Origin of the sequence: Pseudoalteromonas sp. CO342X, from assembly GCF_004208915.1 — a bacterium.
Taxonomy (GTDB): domain Bacteria; phylum Pseudomonadota; class Gammaproteobacteria; order Enterobacterales; family Alteromonadaceae; genus Pseudoalteromonas; species Pseudoalteromonas maricaloris.
The window spans coordinates 1-22,011 of the sequence record NZ_SGPH01000008.1 but is presented as its reverse complement, the minus strand read 5'-3'; the positions used below and the strand labels follow the sequence as shown (position 1 = coordinate 22,011).

17 protein-coding genes are annotated in these 22,011 nt (G+C 43.3%); 4 read left to right on the top strand and 13 right to left on the bottom strand.

The features are described 5' to 3' along the window. Window positions 1-52 precede the first annotated feature (52 nt). Both EXT47_RS01810 and EXT47_RS01805 read left to right on the top strand, forming a co-directional pair. Window positions 53-1,246 (top strand): porin, encoded by a 1,194-nt coding sequence (locus EXT47_RS01810; RefSeq protein ID WP_069022159.1) that lies wholly within the window; start codon window positions 53-55, stop codon window positions 1,244-1,246. Window positions 1,247-1,257: 11 nt separating this feature from the next. Next, complete coding sequence (locus EXT47_RS01805) at window positions 1,258-1,665, top strand: phosphate ABC transporter substrate-binding protein (RefSeq protein WP_039491468.1); 408 nt, start codon at window positions 1,258-1,260, stop codon at window positions 1,663-1,665. Here EXT47_RS01805 and EXT47_RS24225 read toward each other — a convergent pair. The 13 genes from EXT47_RS24225 to EXT47_RS01735 form a co-directional block, all read right to left on the bottom strand. After that, complete coding sequence (locus EXT47_RS24225) at window positions 1,555-1,815, bottom strand: hypothetical protein (RefSeq protein ID WP_084204145.1); 261 nt, start codon at window positions 1,813-1,815, stop codon at window positions 1,555-1,557. The genes EXT47_RS01805 and EXT47_RS24225 overlap by 111 nt on opposite strands. A 184-nt stretch (window positions 1,816-1,999) precedes the next feature. Further along, window positions 2,000-3,622, bottom strand: a complete 1,623-nt coding sequence (locus EXT47_RS01795) for a methyl-accepting chemotaxis protein (protein WP_010378764.1) — start codon at window positions 3,620-3,622, stop codon at window positions 2,000-2,002. Window positions 3,623-3,831: 209 nt separating this feature from the next. Further along, window positions 3,832-4,800: a PstS family phosphate ABC transporter substrate-binding protein gene (locus tag EXT47_RS01790; protein ID WP_017216573.1), complete on the bottom strand. Its 969-nt coding sequence runs from the start codon at window positions 4,798-4,800 to the stop codon at window positions 3,832-3,834. Window positions 4,801-4,877: 77 nt separating this feature from the next. Further along, window positions 4,878-6,206: a phosphate regulon sensor histidine kinase PhoR gene (phoR, locus tag EXT47_RS01785; protein WP_039491473.1), complete on the bottom strand. Its 1,329-nt coding sequence runs from the start codon at window positions 6,204-6,206 to the stop codon at window positions 4,878-4,880. Between the two features lie 51 nt (window positions 6,207-6,257). Further along, complete coding sequence (phoB, locus tag EXT47_RS01780) at window positions 6,258-6,947, bottom strand: phosphate regulon transcriptional regulator PhoB (RefSeq protein ID WP_010378755.1); 690 nt, start codon at window positions 6,945-6,947, stop codon at window positions 6,258-6,260. Between the two features lie 300 nt (window positions 6,948-7,247). Beyond that, a complete protein-coding gene (locus tag EXT47_RS01775; protein ID WP_017216574.1) occupies window positions 7,248-8,201 on the bottom strand; it encodes a porin in 954 nt (317 codons plus the stop codon). A gap of 528 nt (window positions 8,202-8,729) precedes the next feature. After that, window positions 8,730-9,794 (bottom strand): class II fructose-bisphosphate aldolase, encoded by a 1,065-nt coding sequence (gene fba / locus EXT47_RS01765; protein ID WP_010378749.1) that lies wholly within the window; start codon window positions 9,792-9,794, stop codon window positions 8,730-8,732. A gap of 198 nt (window positions 9,795-9,992) precedes the next feature. Further along, entirely contained in the window at window positions 9,993-11,171 is a 1,179-nt protein-coding gene (locus EXT47_RS01760; protein WP_039491475.1) for a phosphoglycerate kinase, read from the bottom strand. Between the two features lie 127 nt (window positions 11,172-11,298). Continuing rightward, the gene (epd, locus tag EXT47_RS01755; RefSeq protein ID WP_010607557.1) at window positions 11,299-12,309 is read right to left on the bottom strand and encodes an erythrose-4-phosphate dehydrogenase; all 1,011 of its coding nucleotides are present in this window, start codon (window positions 12,307-12,309) and stop codon (window positions 11,299-11,301) included. A 109-nt stretch (window positions 12,310-12,418) separates the two neighbouring features. Further along, window positions 12,419-13,036, bottom strand: coding sequence for a 3'-5' exonuclease (locus tag EXT47_RS01750; RefSeq protein WP_130125782.1), 618 nt, complete (start codon window positions 13,034-13,036; stop codon window positions 12,419-12,421). A 3-nt stretch (window positions 13,037-13,039) separates the two neighbouring features. After that, window positions 13,040-14,878: a DUF294 nucleotidyltransferase-like domain-containing protein gene (locus tag EXT47_RS01745; RefSeq protein ID WP_130125781.1), complete on the bottom strand. Its 1,839-nt coding sequence runs from the start codon at window positions 14,876-14,878 to the stop codon at window positions 13,040-13,042. A 90-nt stretch (window positions 14,879-14,968) separates the two neighbouring features. Continuing rightward, on the bottom strand, window positions 14,969-16,693 hold the full coding sequence (locus EXT47_RS01740; RefSeq protein WP_017216580.1) for a sodium:solute symporter family protein: 1,725 nt from the start codon (window positions 16,691-16,693) through the stop codon (window positions 14,969-14,971). 11 nt (window positions 16,694-16,704) lie between these two features. Beyond that, the gene (locus EXT47_RS01735) at window positions 16,705-16,968 is read right to left on the bottom strand and encodes a DUF4212 domain-containing protein (protein WP_010607553.1); all 264 of its coding nucleotides are present in this window, start codon (window positions 16,966-16,968) and stop codon (window positions 16,705-16,707) included. Between the two features lie 410 nt (window positions 16,969-17,378). On the opposite strand from EXT47_RS01735, the gene EXT47_RS01730 reads away from it, so the two are divergent. Together EXT47_RS01730 and purU are read left to right on the top strand one after the other, a co-directional pair. Then, on the top strand, window positions 17,379-20,804 hold the full coding sequence (locus EXT47_RS01730; RefSeq protein WP_039491481.1) for a PAS-domain containing protein: 3,426 nt from the start codon (window positions 17,379-17,381) through the stop codon (window positions 20,802-20,804). 117 nt (window positions 20,805-20,921) lie between these two features. Further along, on the top strand, window positions 20,922-21,752 hold the full coding sequence (gene purU, locus EXT47_RS01725; protein ID WP_017216586.1) for a formyltetrahydrofolate deformylase: 831 nt from the start codon (window positions 20,922-20,924) through the stop codon (window positions 21,750-21,752). Window positions 21,753-22,011 lie beyond the last annotated feature (259 nt).

Genomic DNA, 22,011 nt, shown 5'->3' with positions numbered 1-22,011 from the left:
CTTTTAATGAGTGTTACAGACACGACTCTTTGCAAAGAAAATGGGAATCAATATGAAAAAGTCAGCAATTGCATTAGCGATAGCGCTTGGGACAGTGAGTTTTCACAGCGCCGCTGAAATCAGAATTAATGGTTTTGCTTCCATTATTGGTGGTCAAACGCTAGATAGTGACGACACACTATATGGCTATGACAATGATTTTGATATGGAGAATCGTAGCTTATTCGCCCTACAACTTTCCGCCGATCTACAAGAAAGTCTAACTGCCACAGCACAGATCGTAGGCCGTGGTCAGAATGACTTTGATGCCGAGTTTGAATGGGCATACTTAACTTATGCGATTTCAGACTCGTCACAAATAAGCGCAGGTAAGATGCGTATACCATTCTATCGCTATTCTGACTTTTTAGATGTGGGTTATGCATACCGCTGGGTTAAACCACCTCAATCTGTATATAACCTAAGCTTTAGCACCTATAACGGATTGAGTTATATCCATAATTCGACATTAGGGGAATGGGAAAGCACTGTACAGCTAGCTTTAGGCAGCGTAGATGACGACATCGTTGCTATTACCTACTCAGATGAAGCTGAGTTGAACAACACAGTAGGTATTAACTGGACACTAAGCAGAGATTGGTTCAGTGCGCGTGCGGCCTACTTTGCTACCGAAGCGAGCATTAGTGCAGCTAATAGCCCTGAACTATCGGGATTGTTGGCAGGGTTAACTGGCTATGGGCTAACTCAACAAGCGGATGATATTGCTGTCGATAAAGATGATGCTTACTTTGCCGCGATAGGTATTGCTATCGACTACAACGATATCTTGTTCGATGCAGAATACACTCAGTTTGAAGTGGATAACAGCATACTAGCTAAACAACAGCAGTATTACGCTTCCCTCGGTTACCGTATTGATGCATGGACAGTCCACCTAACCTACGAACACAATGAAGATAAGAATGAGAATGACGAGTTTAACTCTGTCCCACTCACCATCACCGCTCCAAATGGTGTCACCATTCCTGTCACGACCGATCCAACCAATCCAAATGCACCTTATTTAAGAACACTTGTTAATGGTGCGCTTGCAGGTGCTCGTGCAGAATCAGAAACGTGGAGTATTGGTGCACGTTATGACTTCCATCCGTCAGCAGCATTCAAGATTGAACTAAACCAATTCGATAACACATTGACAGATCAAAAAGTTGAACTGTTGAGCTTCGGTATCGATTTAGTATTCTAACGGAGGCTAATATGATTAAAAAAATAATGACCTTAGGGCTACTGTTAGCCAGCCAAGCAGCTTTAGCAGATGTTGCCGTTATCGTGAACTCAGCAAATGCATCTACTGTGGATGACGGTACTATCAAAAAGTTATTCCTTGGCAAAAGCAAATCATTTGCCGATGGTAGTAGTGCGACCCCTGTGAATCAGGATGGTAATGCTGTATTTGACGAGTTTAACGACAAAGTGATTGGTAAATCTAGCTCTCAGCTAAATGCTCATTGGTCTAAATTAGTATTCACCGGTAAAGGAACACCTCCGAAGAAGCTAGATAACGATCAAGCGGTAATCGATTTTGTTTCGAGCAATGCAGACGCAATCGGTTATATTGATGCAAGTAAAGTAACCGATGCCGTCAAAGTGATAGGTAAATACTAGGGCCTGTTGACCTTTGCTGTTTGATTTTTGTTCTTCTGAGTGAGTTTTGGTCGCGACGCTCGACTTGCCGCCTAGTGATCTAGGCAAAAGTTGAGCAACAATGAACCAAGCACACTCAGGTGAACCCAAAGGGCAGCGCTTGATTGGCATTTCTACTGTGTTCTCGCCTGACTCACATAGAATGACTATGCTACGCAGGCTCTGACTTGTATAAAGGCCAATCAAACTGCTGCAAAAAGCAAACTTGAAAGATAAACAGGCCCTAATATTCCTTATCAAATAAAAACAGCCACTTAATGTGGCTGTTTTTATTTATTGTTTAAAAATTAAAGCATTAGACTCTAAATTTTGAGGTTGCATCTTTCAAGTTGTCGGACAATACATGGAGGTTTTCAGCAACGTCTTGTACTTCATTCAACGCTTGCATTGTGTCTTGGAAAGACTGGTGCATAGATGTCACATTGTTTACCACCATAGCGGCTACCGAGGTCTGCTCTTCCGTAGCCGCAGCAATTTGACCATTCATGCTATTAATTGACAAGATTTGTGCTGCTATCTGCTCAATCGACTGCCCAGTTTGTGCAGCAGCTTCAGCATTATTAATTGCCATACTGCTTGCACTTGTCATTGCTTTCACCGCTTGATTTGCCGCTTCTGTTAGCACATTTAAAAGTTCTCTTATCTCATTGGTCGACTTTGCTGTTCTTGAGGCTAATTCGCGGACTTCATCAGCAACCACCGCAAAACCTCGACCTTGCTCACCAGCACGAGCCGCCTCAATCGCAGCATTCAAGGCTAGTAAATTGGTTTGCTCAGCGATTGATGTGATCACATTTAATATTTGCGTCACGTTCTGCGTATCATCAGCTAGCTTATTGATCGTCTCTGCTGCATGATTAATTTCTTCACTTAACGCTTGTGATTCGTTAACTGACACCTGAATTTGGCGCTTACTCTGCTCAACTTCTTGTTCGGCCAGCTGGGCAGCATCAGACGCCTGTGACGCCGAGTGAGAGATATCACCCACACTTAACCGCATTTCTTCCATAGATTGACGTACCACTTCCGCGTCATGCGTTTGTTGATTCGTTGCCCCTTCGGCTTTTTCCATCCCTTGAACTAGACGACTTGAGTCTTTCATCAAAGGCTCGACGACACTCATCACCTCGACAACCGCCCCTTTTAGTAACGCAACAAATTCATTGAAGTTTATGGATACTTGGCCAATTTCATCGTGAGAGCGTACATTGAGCGTAGTAGACAAAGAACCCTGCCCCTGCGCTAATAGTTTCAGATTTTGCGCCGCATCCTTAGCAGAGTTGCCAATACCTCTTGCAATCACAACCGCTAAGAAAACCAGCACAAGTAAAGAAATAACGGCCACAATCAACATTATCGTGAGCGCATTTGCTGAGCGCTCTTCGGTATTTTGAAGTAATTCAACAAAACGATCATTCGCGTTCGTTTTAGCCTTGGTAAAATCTGCAACTAGGCCTTCGTAGATTTCAGTTTTCTTTTTGGCATCTTCTTGGATACGGGAAAAATCGGCTGTACCATCTATCATTCCCCCAGCAATTTGTTGCGCAATTTTGCCGTATTGTGCAAGTTCGTCGCTATTATCTGAAGGCATAAAGCCGCTTTGTACCGACTCAATTTTTTGCAGGTTAGCTTGGATTTGCTGTTGATATTCTTTTGCTTTATCTAGTAATTCAGCATCCCCGAAGGTTACAGCTTGAGTGAATAGCTCATCTAAATTCTGCAGCTTATTTGCGTTTTCTGTGGCGAGGTTAAGAATTTTGTATGTCTGCTCCTCTAATTCATTTAATGCCCTTTGATTAGAGCTAATAGCGTTGTAATTAACAAACACGATAACCACAAAAGCGACAACCGCAACGAGCGTAATTGCGTGGATCTTTTTGGTGATACTAAGATCAGCAAAAGCAGTACCTAGACTCATATATACACCTTTTGAAGTAAGACGAGTTCATTATCGACTGATTTATTATAAATTTTAACTAAATATAGAATATTTCCAGCTTTTTTGCCGCTTGAGGATGAAGATTTAAACAAATTATTCAATCTGGGAACATAGAAGTGTGAAAATAAAAAATGCCGCTCAATGAGCGGCATTAATAACAACAAGTAATTAGCGGGTTGAGTAATTGATTAAAGTAAACCTAACTTTTTCAATTCACGTGTCGCCATTTCGCTAGAAAGAGGAACATAACCGTCTTTCTCAACAATTTTTTGGCCTTCTTTAGACAATACCATCTTCAAGAATTCAGCTTCGATAGGTGCTAATTCTTTATTAGGGTGCTTGTTTACATATAGGTATAGGAAGCGAGACAGTGGGTATTTACCCTGTGCCACATTTTCTAATGTTGCATCAACGTAGTTCGTGCCTTTTTTCGCTAGTGGTACGGTACGTACGCCTGACGTTTTATAACCGATACCAGAATAGCCAATCGCATTCACTGAAGACGAGATAGACTGTACTACAGACGCAGAACCTGGCTGCTCGTTAACATTATTGCGGAAGTCACCTTTACACAGTGCTTTTTTCTTGAAGTAACCATAAGTACCAGATACTGAGTTACGACCATAAAGCTGAATGTCTTTTGCTGCCCAATCACCCGTTAGACCAACATCACTCCAGCGATTTGCCTGTGCTGCCGAACCACACTTGCGCGTCGAAGAGAAGATTGAATCAACCTGTTCAATTGTTAAGCCTTCAATTGGGTTATCTTTGTGTACAAATACTGCGAGCGCATCAATTGCTACGCGGATTTCTGTTGGCTTATAACCATAACGCTTTTCAAAAGCTTCGATTTCTTTTGACTTCATCTTACGGCTCATAGGGCCGAAGTTTGCCGTTGCTTCCGTTAGTGCTGGTGGCGCAGTAGAAGAACCAGCAGCTTGGATTTGGATATTTACGTTAGGGTAAATTCTTTTATATTCTTCTGCCCAAAACGTCATCATGTTGGCAAGCGTATCAGAACCTACAGAAGAGAAGTTTCCTGAGATACCGCTGGTTTTATTATACTCTGGTAACTTTTCGTCTAAAGCAGATACTTGAGTAGAAACTAATGTAGTAATAGCCACACCCATTGCGGCAACTAAGCTTTTAAATTTCATTGGGGTCACTCCAGTTGTTGGTCCCAGTTATTTTACGCAGCTCATTGTGCAGCGATAAAATGACAATAAAATTACTCTTAAATTACACTTTTATGACTTTCATCATTTGTCATAAAAATTCGCTTTTGTTTGGGGAAAGCAAACCAAAAACGAGAGCCTTCACCCACTTTGCTTTCAATATGTAAAGCTGAGTCATGGCGAGACAACACATGTTTAGTAATTGCTAAACCAAGGCCCGAGCCACCTGTTTTTCGGCTTCGTGCTTTATCCACTCGGTAAAAACGTTCAGTTAGTCGGTTAATGTGTTCAGGCGCGATACCATCACCATTATCGACAACACTAAACGTCGGCAAGTCGTTTTCTAAATACCAACGTACATGAATATGCCCACCGGGTTTGGTGTAATGAATAGCATTAAAAATTAAATTTGAGTAAGCACTGCGTAACTCATCCCCAGCCCCTTTGATATCCAAAGTCGGATCAATATCAAAAACGAGCTCATGGCCCTTTTCCTGATTAAGTGACTTCGCTTCGGTATGAATAAGGTCAAGCATCGCTGGAATATTCACGGCTTTGTCATTGTCTTGCTTTCTCGCCCCTTCGATTCGAGACAAGGAAAGAAGCTGATTTACCAGACTGTCCATCCGCTTACACTGATCTATCATAGTGCCATGTGCTTTAGCCCACATCGCGGGGGGTGGCATATTATCGCTATCCATCATCTCTAGGTAGCCAGCCATGACGGTTAGCGGCGTCCTTAGCTCATGAGATACGTTTGCGACAAAGTCTTTGCGCATCTGCTCTAATTGCTTTAGTCGGCTAACATCACGCGCCACTAGCATAAGCTGCTCGGCATAAGGCATGACTCGTATTTCCAACACTTGCTCATGTGCAAGCCCGGTCTCAAGCTCTAATGCTTCATCAAAGCGATGTTCATGCATGTATTTTACAAATTTAGGATCTCGGATAAGGTTATCCAATCTTTGACCATGATCTGTAGGCCATTGCAAACCTAACACTTTCAAGGCTAATTGGTTACACCACACAATACTGAGATCTTGTTGCAATACAACGACCGCGTCAGGGATAGCTTCAGCCCCCTCTCGAAAACGTCGGATCAGTTCTGCGAGTTCATTGCGCTTTTTGCGATTACGTTGCTGAAGCTGATAGATCCCTTCAAACACTTGTTCCCAAGCGCCCTTACCTTCAGGTGGATTAAAACTACGTTGGTTGAGCAGCCAGTCGCTCAAACGATAGAGTTGTTTGTAATGCCAAACTAATAAGACGAAAGCACCGATGAAAAGAAACAGAAAAGGTGCACTGACTAAATAGCCAATTAAGGCTAGTGGTAGGAAATACAAAAACAGGCGTCTTGTTAACGCCTGCTTATCAATCACTCGATACATAGACTAAATCCATTTAGGAACCAAATAATTCAGTTCCTCTTGGAATACTAATTACAGTTTACTCGAAAAGCGGTAACCTGCACCACGTACGGTTTGCACTAAGCGATCATGACCAAGCGGTGCGATAGCTTTACGTAAGCGACGAATATGAACGTCTACAGTGCGATCTTCAACGTACACATTAGTACCCCATACGTGATCTAACAGCTGTTCACGGCTATAAACACGTTCAGGGTGTGTCATGAAGAAATGTAATAAACGAAACTCTGTTGGCCCCATATCTAACTCAGTGCCTGCAGATGTCACTCGGTGAGAAATAGGGTCTAAACGTAATCCGTGAACTTCTATCGCTTCTTCTAGCGACGTAGGCGAAACTCGGCGCATTACCGCTTTGATACGAGCCATTAGCTCTTTGGGAGAGAAAGGCTTTGTCACATAATCGTCCGCACCAACCTCTAATCCTTTAACTTTGTCTTCCTCTTCACCTCTTGCCGTTAGCATGATGATTGGGATCTGACGGGTATATTCACTTTGCTTAAACTTTTTAGCAATTTGAATACCACTGCCTCCTGGCAGCATCCAGTCTAGTAGCACCATATCTGGATAAGGTTCTACCATAGCAGCAACCGCTGAATCATAGTCTTCCGCTTCAATTGCTTGAAAACCATTTTGCTCTAGTACGAACACCAACATTTCTCTGATAGGTGCTTCATCATCAACTACAAGTACTTTACGTGACATTCCCAATGTTCTCTCGTTACCGACGTTGTTGATGTCATTATTATGACTAACTGTGACATTTTTATGAAAGTGTAACGTGTAAACGCAAAACAAGCCAAAAAAATCTCTTTTTTGGCTACAAAGGGAATACCTTATTTATTTATAGTCATATGATTTTAAACATATTTTATGCTAAACATTGGTTTCAAAATAGTGTTTTCGAAATATAGACTAAGACCTCCAAGCCATACAATAAAAGCGACGCCGCAATTCACCGCAAAATCAGCACGCCTTTTGTAAATAGCCATACGCTTTTGTAAATTAAAAGTCATACCTCAATGTGACCGCCATCGTGTTGTGATCTTCGTTGTTATCCAAAGAAAATTTCGAATACCAAAGATACATACGAGCTTGTTTACTTAAACTTTTTTCCACACCCACAGAGGCTGCATTGCCAGAGTCCTTCAGCTTACCTGCTGCCCCATCCGAATCTTGATATTGAGCCAGTAAGGTATATGACTCAATTTGGTAGGCAGCACTCACCATAAAACTGTCTACTTCCTCATCACTATCTATCGCTTCATTTTGTTGATACATACCGCCGAGTTTAAAGTCCCCTAGTTTTCCTTGTACCGTCACGCGATTAATGTCTTGTCCCGCGACTTTATTATCATGGGCAACAGCAACATATACATTGGTTTTCTTGAGTTTGCTATCACCGTAACTTGCCGACAAAGATAAGCCATCTTCACCATTTTGTTTGCTGTTGTCTTCGGCAATATAACTCACCGTAAACTGCAAATGATTGATCGCTGGAGTCGTATATTGCACGGTGTCACCAAGGCGATTTTCACCAACAAAGAACGAATTAATATCACCAGAAAAGTCATTCATTAAGTCCACTTTGCCTTGCGACTTTTTCATCGGTGTATCATCACGGCCGATCAGGAGCTGACCATAGCTCCCTTTAACCCCAAGATACTGAGAGCGTGCTGTAAGGTTATCACCTGATTTACCATCTTTGTCTTGATCCGTGATCTCAACTTGGAATTCATATTTATAAAAAATCTCAAGTCCTTCTTGCAGCTTTGCAGCTCCCTTTAATCCCATGCGAGAGTTATAACTTTCAATTGAAGTATCGCTGTCACCATCTTTATCAGAATTCTGTACACCGACATGAGCTCTACCGTATAGAGATACAGCTTCGTTTGCATAACTACAAACACTCATAGAGCAAAGGCTTAGAGCAACAAATGGTAGGTATTTCATTTTCATCTTTGATCACCTTGGATAGTATTTGGGCGCAGTACAACAAGGTTTGAGATGCCGAAGCCAGACAGAGAGGACGCAGCGAACAGATCTCGTATTTTTAAAGTTAGACACTTTTAGCTGGAGATCAAGAAACTGACTCCGGGATCAATATTTTATTAACTGCTAGGGAGCATCCACTGTCAGGATCAGATTTTTACTAACAAGATCGTCCCCAAGATCATTTTCTTACTAACTTCTTACTGCTTCACGCTGGATCAAGTTGGTATAAAAATGATCTAAGCGAAGCTAACTTATTGATCTGAGGTTTTGAAATATATCCACTTAGTCAAACAATGATCTTTGTTAGTAAAGATCTGATCCCTATTTACCTCGCTAGTAAAATGGCGATCTAAGTATATTTTCATCCAGCAAACCCTATTAAGCTAGGTTTCAAATCAAGGATCAGATACAAAAAAGCCTCTATTTCAGAGGCTTTTCGAAGTATCAAAGTGCGATGCACAATTTTACTTAGTCAAATTTTGATCCGGTAAGTTATTTCACTTTAGGATCTAACTCACCAGTTAGATATCTCAAGTGCATATCATCAAGTGAAATTGGCTTGATCTTAGCTGCTTGACCTGCTGTACCGAACGCTTCGTAGCGCGCAATACAGATCTCAGTCATCGCTTTCGTCGCTTCCGCTAAGAATTTGCGTGGATCGAAATTGCTTGGGTTTTGCGCAAGGTGGCGACGAATAGCACCTGTTGATGCTAAACGTAGATCGGTATCGATATTAACTTTACGAACACCGAATTTAATACCTTCAACAATTTGCTCAACCGGTACACCGTAAGTCTCAGGAATTTCACCGCCAAACTCATTAATGATTGCTAACCAGTCCTGCGGAACTGAAGACGAACCATGCATTACTAAGTGAGTATCAGGAATACGAGCGTGGATTTCTTTGATGCGGTTAATTGCTAAGATATCGCCCGTTGGTGGACGAGTAAATTTATAAGCACCGTGTGATGTACCACATGCAATAGCAAGCGCATCTACATTGGTTTTCTTGACGAAGTCTGCAGCTTCTTCAGGATCTGTTAGTAGCTGATCTTCTGTTAATTTACCTTCAGCGCCAATACCGTCTTCTTCACCAGCTTCACCGGTTTCAAGAGAACCAAGTACACCTAGCTCGCCTTCAACAGACACGCCACACGCGTGCGCCATTTCAACGGTACGACGAGTAACGTCCACATTATACTCGTAGCTTGAAGGCGTTTTACCGTCTTCCATTAGAGAGCCGTCCATCATGACTGATGAGAAACCAAGTTGAATTGAGCGCTGACATACAGCAGGTGAAGTACCATGATCTTGGTGCATTACAACTGGAATATGAGGCCATTCTTCTACAGCCGCTAAAATCATGTGGCGGATAAATGGTGCACCAGCATATTTGCGTGCCCCAGCAGAGCCTTGCACGATAACCGGACTATTTGTCTTGTCCGCAGCTTCCATGATCGCACGCATTTGCTCTTGGTTATTCACGTTAAATGCCGGAACGCCATAACCATGCTCAGCTGCATGATCGAGAAGTTGACGCATACTGATTAAAGCCATATTGCTTTTCTCCAATTGTTGATAGCCACCGCTATCGGTTTGAACGGATAATATGTTTACACCAGCCAACGCTGATGAAGTTAACCACTTTATTTGTTGGCTAACCGGACGCTACGCGTCGTCAAGTAAACATCAAGTATGTGAGAGAGTGATGTTTACCTGATATTAAGAGGCAGCTTAACGCTACCTCAATCAATTTTAGTCTTTAGCTCGCTGCTCAAGCATGGCGACCGCAGGAAGTGTTTTACCCTCAAGGAATTCAAGGAAAGCACCACCACCTGTAGAAATATAAGAGATATCTTGCTCAACACCATACTTATCGATAGCAGCTAACGTATCACCACCACCAGCAATTGAGAATGCTGACGACTTAGCGATAGCATTGGCAATCGCTTCAGTACCATTACCAAATTGGTCAAATTCGAATACGCCCACAGGGCCATTCCAAACCACAGTGCCGGCATTTGCAATGATCTCAGCAAGTTGAGTTGCAGTATCAGGACCGATGTCGAAGATCATGTCTTCGTCTGACACTTCGCTTACATCTTTAATGGTAGCAACTGCAGATTCTGAAAACTCATTACCTACAACCACATCAGTCGGAACAGGAATATCACCGTCATTCGCTCTAGCAGCGGCCACTAGCTTGTTCGCTTCAGGGATCAAATCCGCTTCGTACAGCGACTTACCGACAGGGTTACCCGCTGCAGCAATGAAAGTATTTGCAATACCGCCACCAGTCACGAGTTGGTCAACAACCTTAGACAATGAATCAAGCACGGTTAGTTTGGTTGATACTTTAGAGCCGCCAACGATGGCCACCAAAGGACGAGCTGGGTTATCTAGCGCTTTGCCAAGTGCGTCTAGTTCAGCCGCAAGCAATGGACCTGCACAAGCCACCTCAGCGTATAAGCCAACACCATGTGTTGAAGCCTGTGCGCGGTGCGCAGTACCAAAGGCATCCATCACGTAGACATCACAAAGCGCTGCTAGTTTTTTCGCAAGTACTTCATCGTCTTTTTTCTCGCCAACGTTAAAACGCACGTTTTCGAATACGATAACTTCATTGTCTTGTACATCCACGCCGTCAAGATAGTCAGTCACTAAACGTACATCTTGAGATAACGCATCATTAAGATAATCCACAACCGGCTGCATAGAATATTGTGCATCATATTCTCCCTCAGTTGGACGACCAAGGTGAGACATCACCATCACTTTAGCACCTTTTTCTAGCGCTAATTTGATACTAGGTAGTGCAGCACGGATCCGCGCGTCCGACGCGACTTTGCCATCTTTAATTGGCACATTTAGGTCTTCGCGGATCAACACACGCTTGCCGTTTAAATCTAAATCCGCCATCTTAATGACTGACATTGGACATCTCCTTAAAGAACGATACATTTTGTTATCTACAAGGCAGCAATCGTTTGCTACCTCGGTTTGAATTATTGTTTTAATTTTGTGCAGACAATTTGATTATAACAGCGTCTGAAACAAATGATTAGCCACGCATCATCACGCAAGCGGTATCAAGCATACGATTAGCAAAACCCCACTCGTTATCACACCAAACTAGTAGCTTAACCAAGCGCTTGTGACTCACTCGAGTTTGCGTACCATCTATAATACAAGAATGTGGATCGTGATTAAAATCAACCGACACTAGCGGCTCTTCAGTGTAGCTCAGTACCCCTTCTAAACGGCCACCAGCAGCCTGCTTTAGAACTGAGTTTACCGCATCAATTGTGACATTTTCATTGAGCGTCACACTCAGATCCATCGCCGTAACATTGATTGTTGGCACCCTTACCGCGATCGCCTCAAAACGACCTTGGAACTTAGGTAAAATACGTTCAATACCGCGAGCCAGCTTAGTATCAACAGGAATGATGGATTGGCTTGCCGCACGCGTACGACGCAAATCACTGTGATAAGCATCAATCACTTGTTGATCATGCATAGAGGCGTGAATAGTAGTAATAGCACCGGACTCAACACCAAACTTATCGTCTAGCACTTTAATTACCGGAACAATACAGTTTGTTGTACATGAGCCGTTAGACACAATGGTGTGCTCAGGTAACAGTATTTCTTCGTTGATACCGAAGATCACCGTCGCATCAACATCAGCATCAGCAGGATGTGAAAATAATACTTTCTTTGCCCCAGCCTGAATATGCGCAAGTGCGTGCTGACGAGAATGATAGACGCCAGTGCAATCGAGCACCACATCAACATCCAGCGCGCGCCAAGGCAGGTGACTTGGATCTGGCTCTGAAAATAACTGGATCTTATCCTCAGCTACTTCCAAAAAAGATTCTGTTAACGAAACTGGAAAAGCAAAACGCCCATGTGAGGTATCGTATTTTAGAAGATGCGCGATCCCTTTAGGATCCGCCAACTCATTGATGGCTACAATTTGTATTTCGTGGTGACGACCCGACTCATAGAGTGCTCTTACGATATTACGCCCTATTCGACCAAAGCCATTAATTGCAAGCTTGATTGTCATTAAATTGAAAATCCATGAAGTCGCAAGTACGAAAGTTCCCCTTCGTTTTGATGGCGCTATTGTAATCGACCTGAGTGAAATGTGTAAGGGGCTAGGGCAATTTTTTAACTCAAGTTAAATCCGCAATTTTACATTTACCGCCAGCACAAATGGCCTGAGATTGCGCCAACAGTAGTTCCGCTGTCGCTAAAGCATCGCTAAGCGCATCATGCAATTGGTGAGGAGGTAAACCATAACGCATTCTACAAGCGTTTAGTGTTAATGCATCTTGCGCCAACGGATAGCCTTGCTTTAACACACGACGCTTATCTATCTGCATGGTATCTAACAACAAAGCAGGTCTTACGTTTAGCTCAAAGCGCTGAAATGCCGCCTTAAGAAACGCCCAATCCATCTGTACGTTATGACATACCAACACTTTACCGTGGAGCGCGCGCTGAAGCGCCAGCAACAAAATTTGTAAGGACTCACCATCTGCCAATTGACTACTATCAATACCGTGAAAAACTGGACTTTGTGCAAGCGTTCGCACTTCACTGTTCAAATGATACTGTGCATCTTTCACTTGGATCCGCATATTTTTAATCGGCAACCAACCAGCCGACACAATTTCATGGCGCTTAGGATCAAGCCCGGTGAGCTCAAGGTCTAGCACCACCAACTCGGCTTGCGCAAACGGCAGATGTTTATAGCGCCACTTAGCAACAGAGTGAGAAAACCAGTTCATTGCTTATAAACTCCCTCGAGCAAACTTAAACGCACTCGCCTGCTGTGCTTGTTTGACTAAATAAAATGCTTCTTTGAGTTGATGGCGCTCAAGAGAAGAGAGGTTTTCTGGGTTAATACAATTTCCTGGTAACCCTTCACGGTTGATTTGGGTCTTTAACCGCAATTGTGTTAAAAACCGCCAACAGTCTTTTAGATTGTCGATATCCGATTTAGCAAGTAATGGGCTTTTAGTCAGTGCCTCTAGGCGCTCTAAGGTGTTAGCTCTTGCAACCCCAACCTTTAGCGCATACAACCTAACCACATCGTTGATAATGGCAACCCCACGTTTTTTCAAATCTAAATACTTATGTTTACTCTTGTCTTTTTCCAGCTTAAATTGTTGAAAGATCCCGATCGGTACCGAGTTTGCGTTGATGTCTGTCGCCATTGCCGCATAAAACAACTCGTTTCGACTGATCTGCTCCAAAGATTGGCGCAGGGTCGCATAGAGATCGCTGGCGCCATCAATAAAACGCATATCAAAGTAGATCTTGCAATTAAGCATCGCTTTTGGCGTAGGAGACAAGATCCACTTGCTAAATTTGGCGGTCCACTGGGCAACTGTGCCACGGCAATCTGCATTACTAGCCATGATATTTCCCGGGCAAGATTGAATACCGCACTCGTTGAGTTGCTCACAAACAAACGCGCCTAAAGCAGCAAAGTAACGACGATCGTTTTCGCTGATATTGTCTGGTAGCAACAAACCATTGTCTTGATCTGAATGTAAGGTCTGCTCTTCTCGTGCCTGAGAGCCAAAACAGATCCACGCGAAGCGACATGGCGCGGCACCGTACTGCTGTTGATATAAATAGATTAATCTTGATGTTAGCGCATCAGTGAGGCCACTTAGTAGCTTGCCAATCAGTGAAATATCTTCGATATGATAGGAAAATTGACGCAATAGATCCGGGATCTCCTGAGCGCAGTTTTTGATAGCCAGAAGATTTTGTGCTTTATAGATCCTGCCAATAAGTTGCACCGGATCACTTTTTTGCTGTCTCAGTAGATCGGTGCTGGTCAGCATGCCCAATGGTTTATATGCTTCATTTAACACAGGCAAGTGATGAATATTGTGCTTAAGCATTAAATGTAGGGCCGAAAACACACGGTTGTTTTCAAAAATATGTTTTGGCTTTTCCGTCATGATCTCAGCAAGTGGAGCACTGGGATCTTTGTCTTGCGCTAGAACTCGATTGCGCAGATCTCTATCCGTCACAACGCCAACCAAGCGCGCTTGCTCCGTGACCATAATTGATGAAACACGATGCTGGCTCATTAATTTGGCGGCCTCACGAATACTCGCTGTCGGCGCGATAGTAACCGCATCTTTAGTCATTAGCTCAGATATTTTCCGCTCTGACCAAGTTTCGCTTTGCTGTTTATAACGAGAAGAAAGTAGTCGGTTAGCGTGTGCTCTAACAAAGTATTGCTCAAAAGGTTTGTATTCTCGGCGCAAAAAATCAAAGTTCTGCTCATTGAGAATATAAACCAAGCCATCTTTTTGAACTTCGATGCGATTTTGAATGGCATCACCGGTTAATAAGGAAGGATAACCAAAGTAGTCTCCCTCGCTCATACGACCAATGACTTCGTCTTTTGCTGAGATCAGATCAACCACACCTGAGCGCAGCAAATATAGATTTGGCTTGCCATCTTGAAGCCAATCTTGTTGATTCGTCTGGCTAAGATAAACAATTTCGATATGTTTTGAAAAGTAGCTGGCAGCCGCTTCGGGCAATTCAGAAAACGGGGCTTGTTTATAAACAAACTGAAAGACATCTTGAATTTCTGGCGTCATACCTAACTGTCCTTTTAATCGTCTACAATTTTGCACTATCAAAAACAAATTTGCCCAGCACACTGGCTGGGCAAATTCGATTAGCATTGCTTAGTGTGCGTGAGCAGCGCTAGACCCTTTAGGGTTACGGATCCCATCAACCATCACTTTGACTTCTTCAGGTGTATCCGCAGTCACCTTCATAACCAGTGCAGCTACAACGAAGTTCACTAGCATACCTACAATACCGATCCCTTCAGGAGAAATCCCAAACAACCAGTTTGCAGGGGCATTTAGCTCAGGGCTGACAAACTTAAAGTAAATAATATAAGCCGCAGTGAAACCTATACCCGTTACCATGCCGGCAATCGCACCTTCTTTATTCATTCGCTTAGAGAATATTCCCATGATAATTGCAGGGAAGAAACTCGCCGCAGCCAACCCGAAGGCAAATGCAACCACCGAGGCAACAAACCCTGGCGGATTTATACCAAAGTATGCCGAGATTGCGATAGCGACCATCGCCGCTAAGCGCGCAGCCAGCAATTCTTGTTTATCGTTGATATCCGGCTTAATGGTACGCTTCAACAAGTCATGTGATACCGATGTTGAAATAACCAGTAGCAAACCAGCGGTTGTCGATAGCGCCGCAGCAATACCACCTGCAGCGACCAATGCAATCACCCACGCAGGTAGATTCGCAATTTCTGGATTTGCCAATACCATAATATCGCGGTCAATCTTCACTTCGTTTGCACTTGCAGGATCATCAATCTTGCCTGCAGAGTACTGCATTTTGCCGTCACCATTCTTATCATTGAATACGATAAGGCCTGTTCTCTCCCAGTTTTTCACCCATTGTGGTGCTTCTTCATATACCGTGCCACTACCATCTTTACCGTTGATAGTATCGATCATGTTTACACGAGCGAACGACGCAACAGCGGGTGCAGTTGTATATACGATAGCGATAAACACTAAGGTCCAAGCAGCTGAAATACGAGTGTCTTTTACTCTAGGAACGGTGAAGAAGCGAACGATTACATGTGGCAGACCAGCAGTACCAACCATAAGTGCAGCAGTAATAGCAAACACATCAACCATACTCTTAGAGCCTTCAGTGTACTGCGCAAAGCCGAGCTCGGTGCTGAGTCCATCTAGTTTGTCGAGTAGATAGGTGCCCGAGCCATCAGCCAACGTTGCACCAAAACCAGTTTGTGGTAGTAAATGGCCTGTCATCATCAGTGAGATGAAAATAGCAGGAACTAAATAAGCAAAGACAAGTACACAATATTGAGCGACCTGTGTATAAGTGATCCCCTTCATACCACCAAGTACCGCATAGAAGAATACAATCACCATACCAATGTAAACACCCGTTTCAATATCCACTTCAAGGAAACGAGAGAACACCACACCAACACCACGCATTTGACCGGCAATATAGGTAAAGCAGATGAAGATAGCACACAGGATCGCAACCACACGTGCAACCTGAGAATAGTAACGATCACCGATAAAATCTGGTACCGTGAACTTACCAAATTTACGCAAATAAGGCGCTAAACACAGGGCAAGTAATACATAACCGCCGGTCCACCCCATCAGGTAAACACCGCCGTCGTAACCAGCAAAGGAAATAATCCCCGCCATTGAAATAAAGGACGCTGCACTCATCCAATCTGCAGCAGTTGCCATACCGTTTGCAACAGGAGGTACACCGCCGCCAGCAACATAGAATTCATTCGTGGACCCAGCTCTCGCCCAGATAGCGATACCGATATAGAGCGCAAAACTAAGGCCGACGATAATAAAAGTTAAAATTTGAACATCCATCGATTAGCTCCTCACTCATCCACGCCGTATTTTTTATCTAACGCATTCATTTTTGAAACGTAGACAAAAATTAACGCAACAAAAGTATAAATTGCGCCTTGCTGAGAAAACCAAAATCCGAGTTTAAATCCAAAAAAACGAACTTCGTTGAGCACATCAACTAACAGGATGCCGAATCCAAATGAAACGACAAACCAAATAGCGAGTAGCTTAAACATCAAGGCGAGATTTTCTGACCAATATGCTTTCGCTTGTTCTTCACTTTTAAAAGCCATTTTAAATCTCCTATCACCCGCTCCAACATGGAGCAAGTTGTGTTAATAGACCTTATTGAGAGTAGCAACGGCTTGGTAAGTTGAAATTGAGACCTTAGTCGTAACGGTAAGTTAACGTTTACGTAAACTGCGGATGCGTGATATTCATAAGAATTAAAAAGTCTTTATAAACAAAAAGATAAGTCAAAACAGGTTGGATGAAGATGTATTTTCAATGAGTGGATACGACAGTAAGACATTAGTCTAACTTGAATGGTGAATGAACGTCTTCACTCACCAAAGAAAACTCTAATACTTTGATTTTAAATAAGATATAAATCTCAAATAAAATTATAGAGTAAACTAGACTATGGGTGCCATTTGTTTGCTAAAGTATGACGATATTAATACCAAAAACTATAACAAACATTATGACTGCCATTTTACTCCTTGTTGCCGCTGCTTATATTGGTGTACTTTTTTGGCTCGCCAACTGGGGAGATAAAACCACCCCCCGCGCACTCAAAATTAGTCATCATCCGTTTGTTTATGCCTTTTCCTTAGGGATTTATTGTACCTCTTGGACTTATTACGGCTCGGTAGGTACTGCGGCCACCAGTAGTTGGCATTACTTCCCTATTCTTTTGGGGCCCATTTTACTGTTTTTGTTCGGTCAGGGTTTTTTGCGCAAACTCATATTGGTCAGTAAAAAGCAGAATATCACCACCATTGCCGACTTCATTTCGGCACGATACGGTAAACGCCAAACTACGGCCGTCATGGTAACGATGATAGCCCTATTGGCAACCATTCCGTATATTGCGCTCCAGCTCAAAGCCTTGAGTAGTAGCTTTTTGTTATTACAACAGGATGAGCAAGTGTCTGGCACTGCGCTCGCATTAGCTGGCACCTTAATCATGGCATTATTTGCGATTTTTTTTGGCACTAGAAAGGTAGATGTGACTGAGTATCGCTCAGGGTTGATGTTGGCCGTTGCTTTTGAATCTATCGTTAAGTTACTCGCACTCGGTATTGTTGCCGTGCTTGCATGGCAATCTTTAGCTCAAGTTCCAGACTCATTTGAAGCATTGAGCGAACATTGGCAATCTTTTGACTTCTTTAACTTCAACTTCGTTGGACAAACGCTTATGGCAGCGGCTGCCATCGTCTGTTTGCCCCGACAATTTCATGTTGTGGTGGTAGATAACCACAATACTTCACACTTAAAAACCGCACGTTGGGCATTTACGCTTTACTTGTTATTGATAGCAGCCATGATCATCCCAATCGCTACCGCCGCTATCCACCCCGATATTGGCTATGGTGCGGCACCGGATAGTTTCGTACTCGCTTTACCTATCATGATGGAGCATCCGATCCTCGCTACATTTGTATTTATTGGCGGTTTATCAGCGGCAACAGCCATGATAGTCGTTGCGACTCTCACACTTAGCACCATGTTATCGAACGATGTGGTATTACCTTTGTTGTTCAAGCGTAAATTTAAGAAGAACATTCTAAACAGCAGTTTTAAGAGTCAAATACTCTTAGTTCGACGCTTTGTTATCGCCGCAATCTTATTACTTTCATATATGTACCAGCAATGGTTTGGTCATGGTGAGGCACTCGCGAATATGGGTTTAGTTGCCTTCTCATTGGTGACTCAGCTATTACCTGCGATTGTCGGTGGACTTTATTGGCGTAAAGGCCATGCGTATGGCGTATATGCGGGGCTCATCGCGGGTTTTATCTGCTGGATGCTATTTCTTATGTTTCCAATTCTGGAAGCTGGAGGATTACTTGATTATGAAATGCGTCAGACCCTTATCACCCGAGGAACTTTACTTGCACTGCTCGCTAACATTAGCTGCTATATTAGCTTTTCTATCGGTGCACAGGAGCGCCTAATCGACCGTATTCAGGCCGCGGCATTCGTAAACCCTAAAGATCAGGCTGCTCTCTCTAAACGCTTGAATAAACAAGTTCGCGCTACCGTGTATGACTTTAAAGTGCTACTACAAACCTTCTTGGGCGTTCAGCGTAGTCAGCAACTGCTCGGGCACTATGCTCAAAATAATATTTTAGAAGATAATGACGCGTACCCAGCTCCTGAATTTATCTCATTCTGCGAGCGCGCACTCACGGGAGTGCTCGGTGCTTCATCTGCCCAAGCTCTGATCCGTACCGTGTCATCGGGTCGCCAAATGGCATTTGAAGAGGTGGTTAACTTTTTTGATGAAACCACACAAGCACTACAGTTCAACCAAAACCTACTTTATACCTCATTAGAAAACCTAAGCCATGGGATTTCGGTTGTTGATAAAGATCTAAAACTTGTTGCATGGAACAGGCGTTATCACGAGATGTTCGCCTACCCAGATGGTTTCTTAGAAGTCGGACAACCGATAGAGGAAGTGATCCGATTTAACGCCGAGCGCGGTGAATGCGGTCCTGGTGAAATTGATAAACACGTCGATAAACGAGTTCAACATCTGAAAAATGGCACCCCTCACCACTTTATTCGCCACCGTCGTAATGGCCAAGTATTTGAGATGACGGGAAACCCGCTGCCTGAAGGCGGGTTTGTGACGAGTTTTTCAGATATCACCACGCATATTGCGACGCAAAACGCACTGGAAGAAATCAATATGGATCTAGAGAACCGTATTGAAGCCAGAACCCAAGAGATCCGCACCATTAATATGGATCTTAAAGCGGAAATAGCCAATCGTCACGAAACAGAGCAGGCGTTAATGGCCGCTAAAAAAGAAGCTGAACAAGCGAATGAGAGTAAAACCCGCTTCTTAGCGCTTGCCAGTCATGATATTTTGCAGCCACTCAATGCCGCACGCCTGTACTTAGCAGCGATTGATACCCACAATCTAATAAGTAAAGATCAGGGTAACTTTGAAAAACTCACCGATAGCCTAGACTCCACCGTACATCTGATGAGTGCGCTTTTGGATATTGCAAAACTTGAACAAGGTGCAATGAAACCAACCCCTAGGCATTTCAACATTGACGATATCTTACTACCACTGGCAAATGAGTATGCCATCATTTCAAAAGAGAAAGGTCTAGAACTTAAGGTGAGAAGCTCCCACAGCATTGTGCACAGTGACACCACTTACCTGCGCCGGATCATTCAAAACCTGGTTTCCAATGCCGTTAAATATACCGACAATGGCAAAGTGCTCATCGCCTGTCGACGCCGTAAACATAGTTTAAGGCTTGAAGTGTGGGATACCGGTCCTGGTATTTCAAACCATGAGCAGAATAAGATCTTTAACGATTTTTATCGTATTCAAGCAGGCGATAATAAAGGTATTGGGCTTGGGCTTGGTGTTGTAAAACGTCTATGCGATCTATTATCCATCACAATTTCAGTGAACTCGGTTGTTAATCAAGGCAGCCGCTTTGCCATAGACATACCCTATGGCAATGTGGATTTACTCCAAGTAAAAGAAGATATTAGCCAAAAACCGCAAAGCAAAACTCAACTTAATGTCATCGCGGTTGATGACGATCCGAAAAACCTAGAAGCCATGGCGAGCCTGCTAGATAAATGGCATTGCCATTATCAGCTGTTTTACAAAGTAGAAGATGCGCTTGCTTACGCAAAACATAATTCCGCACCAGATGTTATTTTAATGGATTACCAACTTAACGATAACTGTGATGGGATCTCTTTGATCAAATCGCTACGCACCGTGTGGCAAGATACGGTTCCTGCTATCTTAATTACCGCCGTGAGGGATGAAGAAGTAAAAATCGCCGCTAAAAGTGAGCAGATCCATTACCTGTCTAAGCCAGTAAAGCCAGCAAAACTCAAAGCTCTGCTCAACCATGGGCGGTGAGCGCACAGACAGCTGTTGAATACTATAGCAATCGCGAAGTTTTTTGTCGGTAGGCATTTATCTCACTGCCAATTCGCAGTATTCTGAAAGTTCGCTTAGACGAATTGGAGTGAGGAAATGAGCTACATACTAACAACAGAGTGTAAAGATGACATAGGACTGATCGCGAAGATCACTAGCCTTTGTCATGTGCACGACCTAAACATCACGCGCAATAATGAGTTTGTAGATAAAGAAGGACAGCGCTTCTTTATGCGCACAGAGCTCACAGGCACACCCAGTGATAACTTTCTGGCACAACTTCGTCAGTCATTACCAACTGGCGCCAAGTTAAACCTATACGGGCAAGAACGAACAAAAGTAGTGCTACTTGCGACGAAAGAAGCGCACTGCTTAGGCGGCGTGTTGCTTAAACAATACGAACAAGCATTCAATATTGAAGTACAAGCAGTTATCGCAAACTATGATACGTTGGAGCCCCTCGTTAAAGGCTTTGGTATTCCTTTTCATCTAGTATCACATGAAGGGCTGAGTAGAGCAGAACACGACAGTGCAATGGCCGATTTAATCGAACAATATGATCCTGATATTGTTGGCTTGGCAAAGTATATGCGGATCTTAACACCGGAATTTGTCTCATGCTTTGACGGGAAAATTATCAATATTCACCACTCATTCTTACCTGCCTTTATCGGTGCAAAACCTTACCACCAGGCATTTGAGCGTGGTGTAAAAATTATCGGAGCAACAGCTCACTTTGTTAATGATGAATTAGATGAAGGGCCTATTATTGCCCAAAATGTCACGCAAGTTAGCCATGCTCAAAATGCTGAAGAAATGGCAAAAATCGGTAGAGACATTGAAAAAACAGTATTTTGTAACGCGTTACAATTAGCCTGCGAGCATAAGCTTTTCATTAACGGCAATAAAACTGTCGTCTTTTCATAATCAAGTTCAGAACCGCAGTTTAGCAACTTAGGAAATGAACAGCATGGATGCGTGCACTCCCACAATGCTGTGTATTCGGTGGTAGGAGCGAGTTTACCTCGCGAGATTTTCTAATTTTCTATACCTCAAATAGCAAAAAAACCCGTTGCATTGCTGCAACGGGTTTCTCTTATTTGGCCCTAGCTCGCTACGAAGTAGGATGTTCTACTTTCACATGGGTAATCCACACTATCATTGACCGGGGCCGACCCTTCGGCTG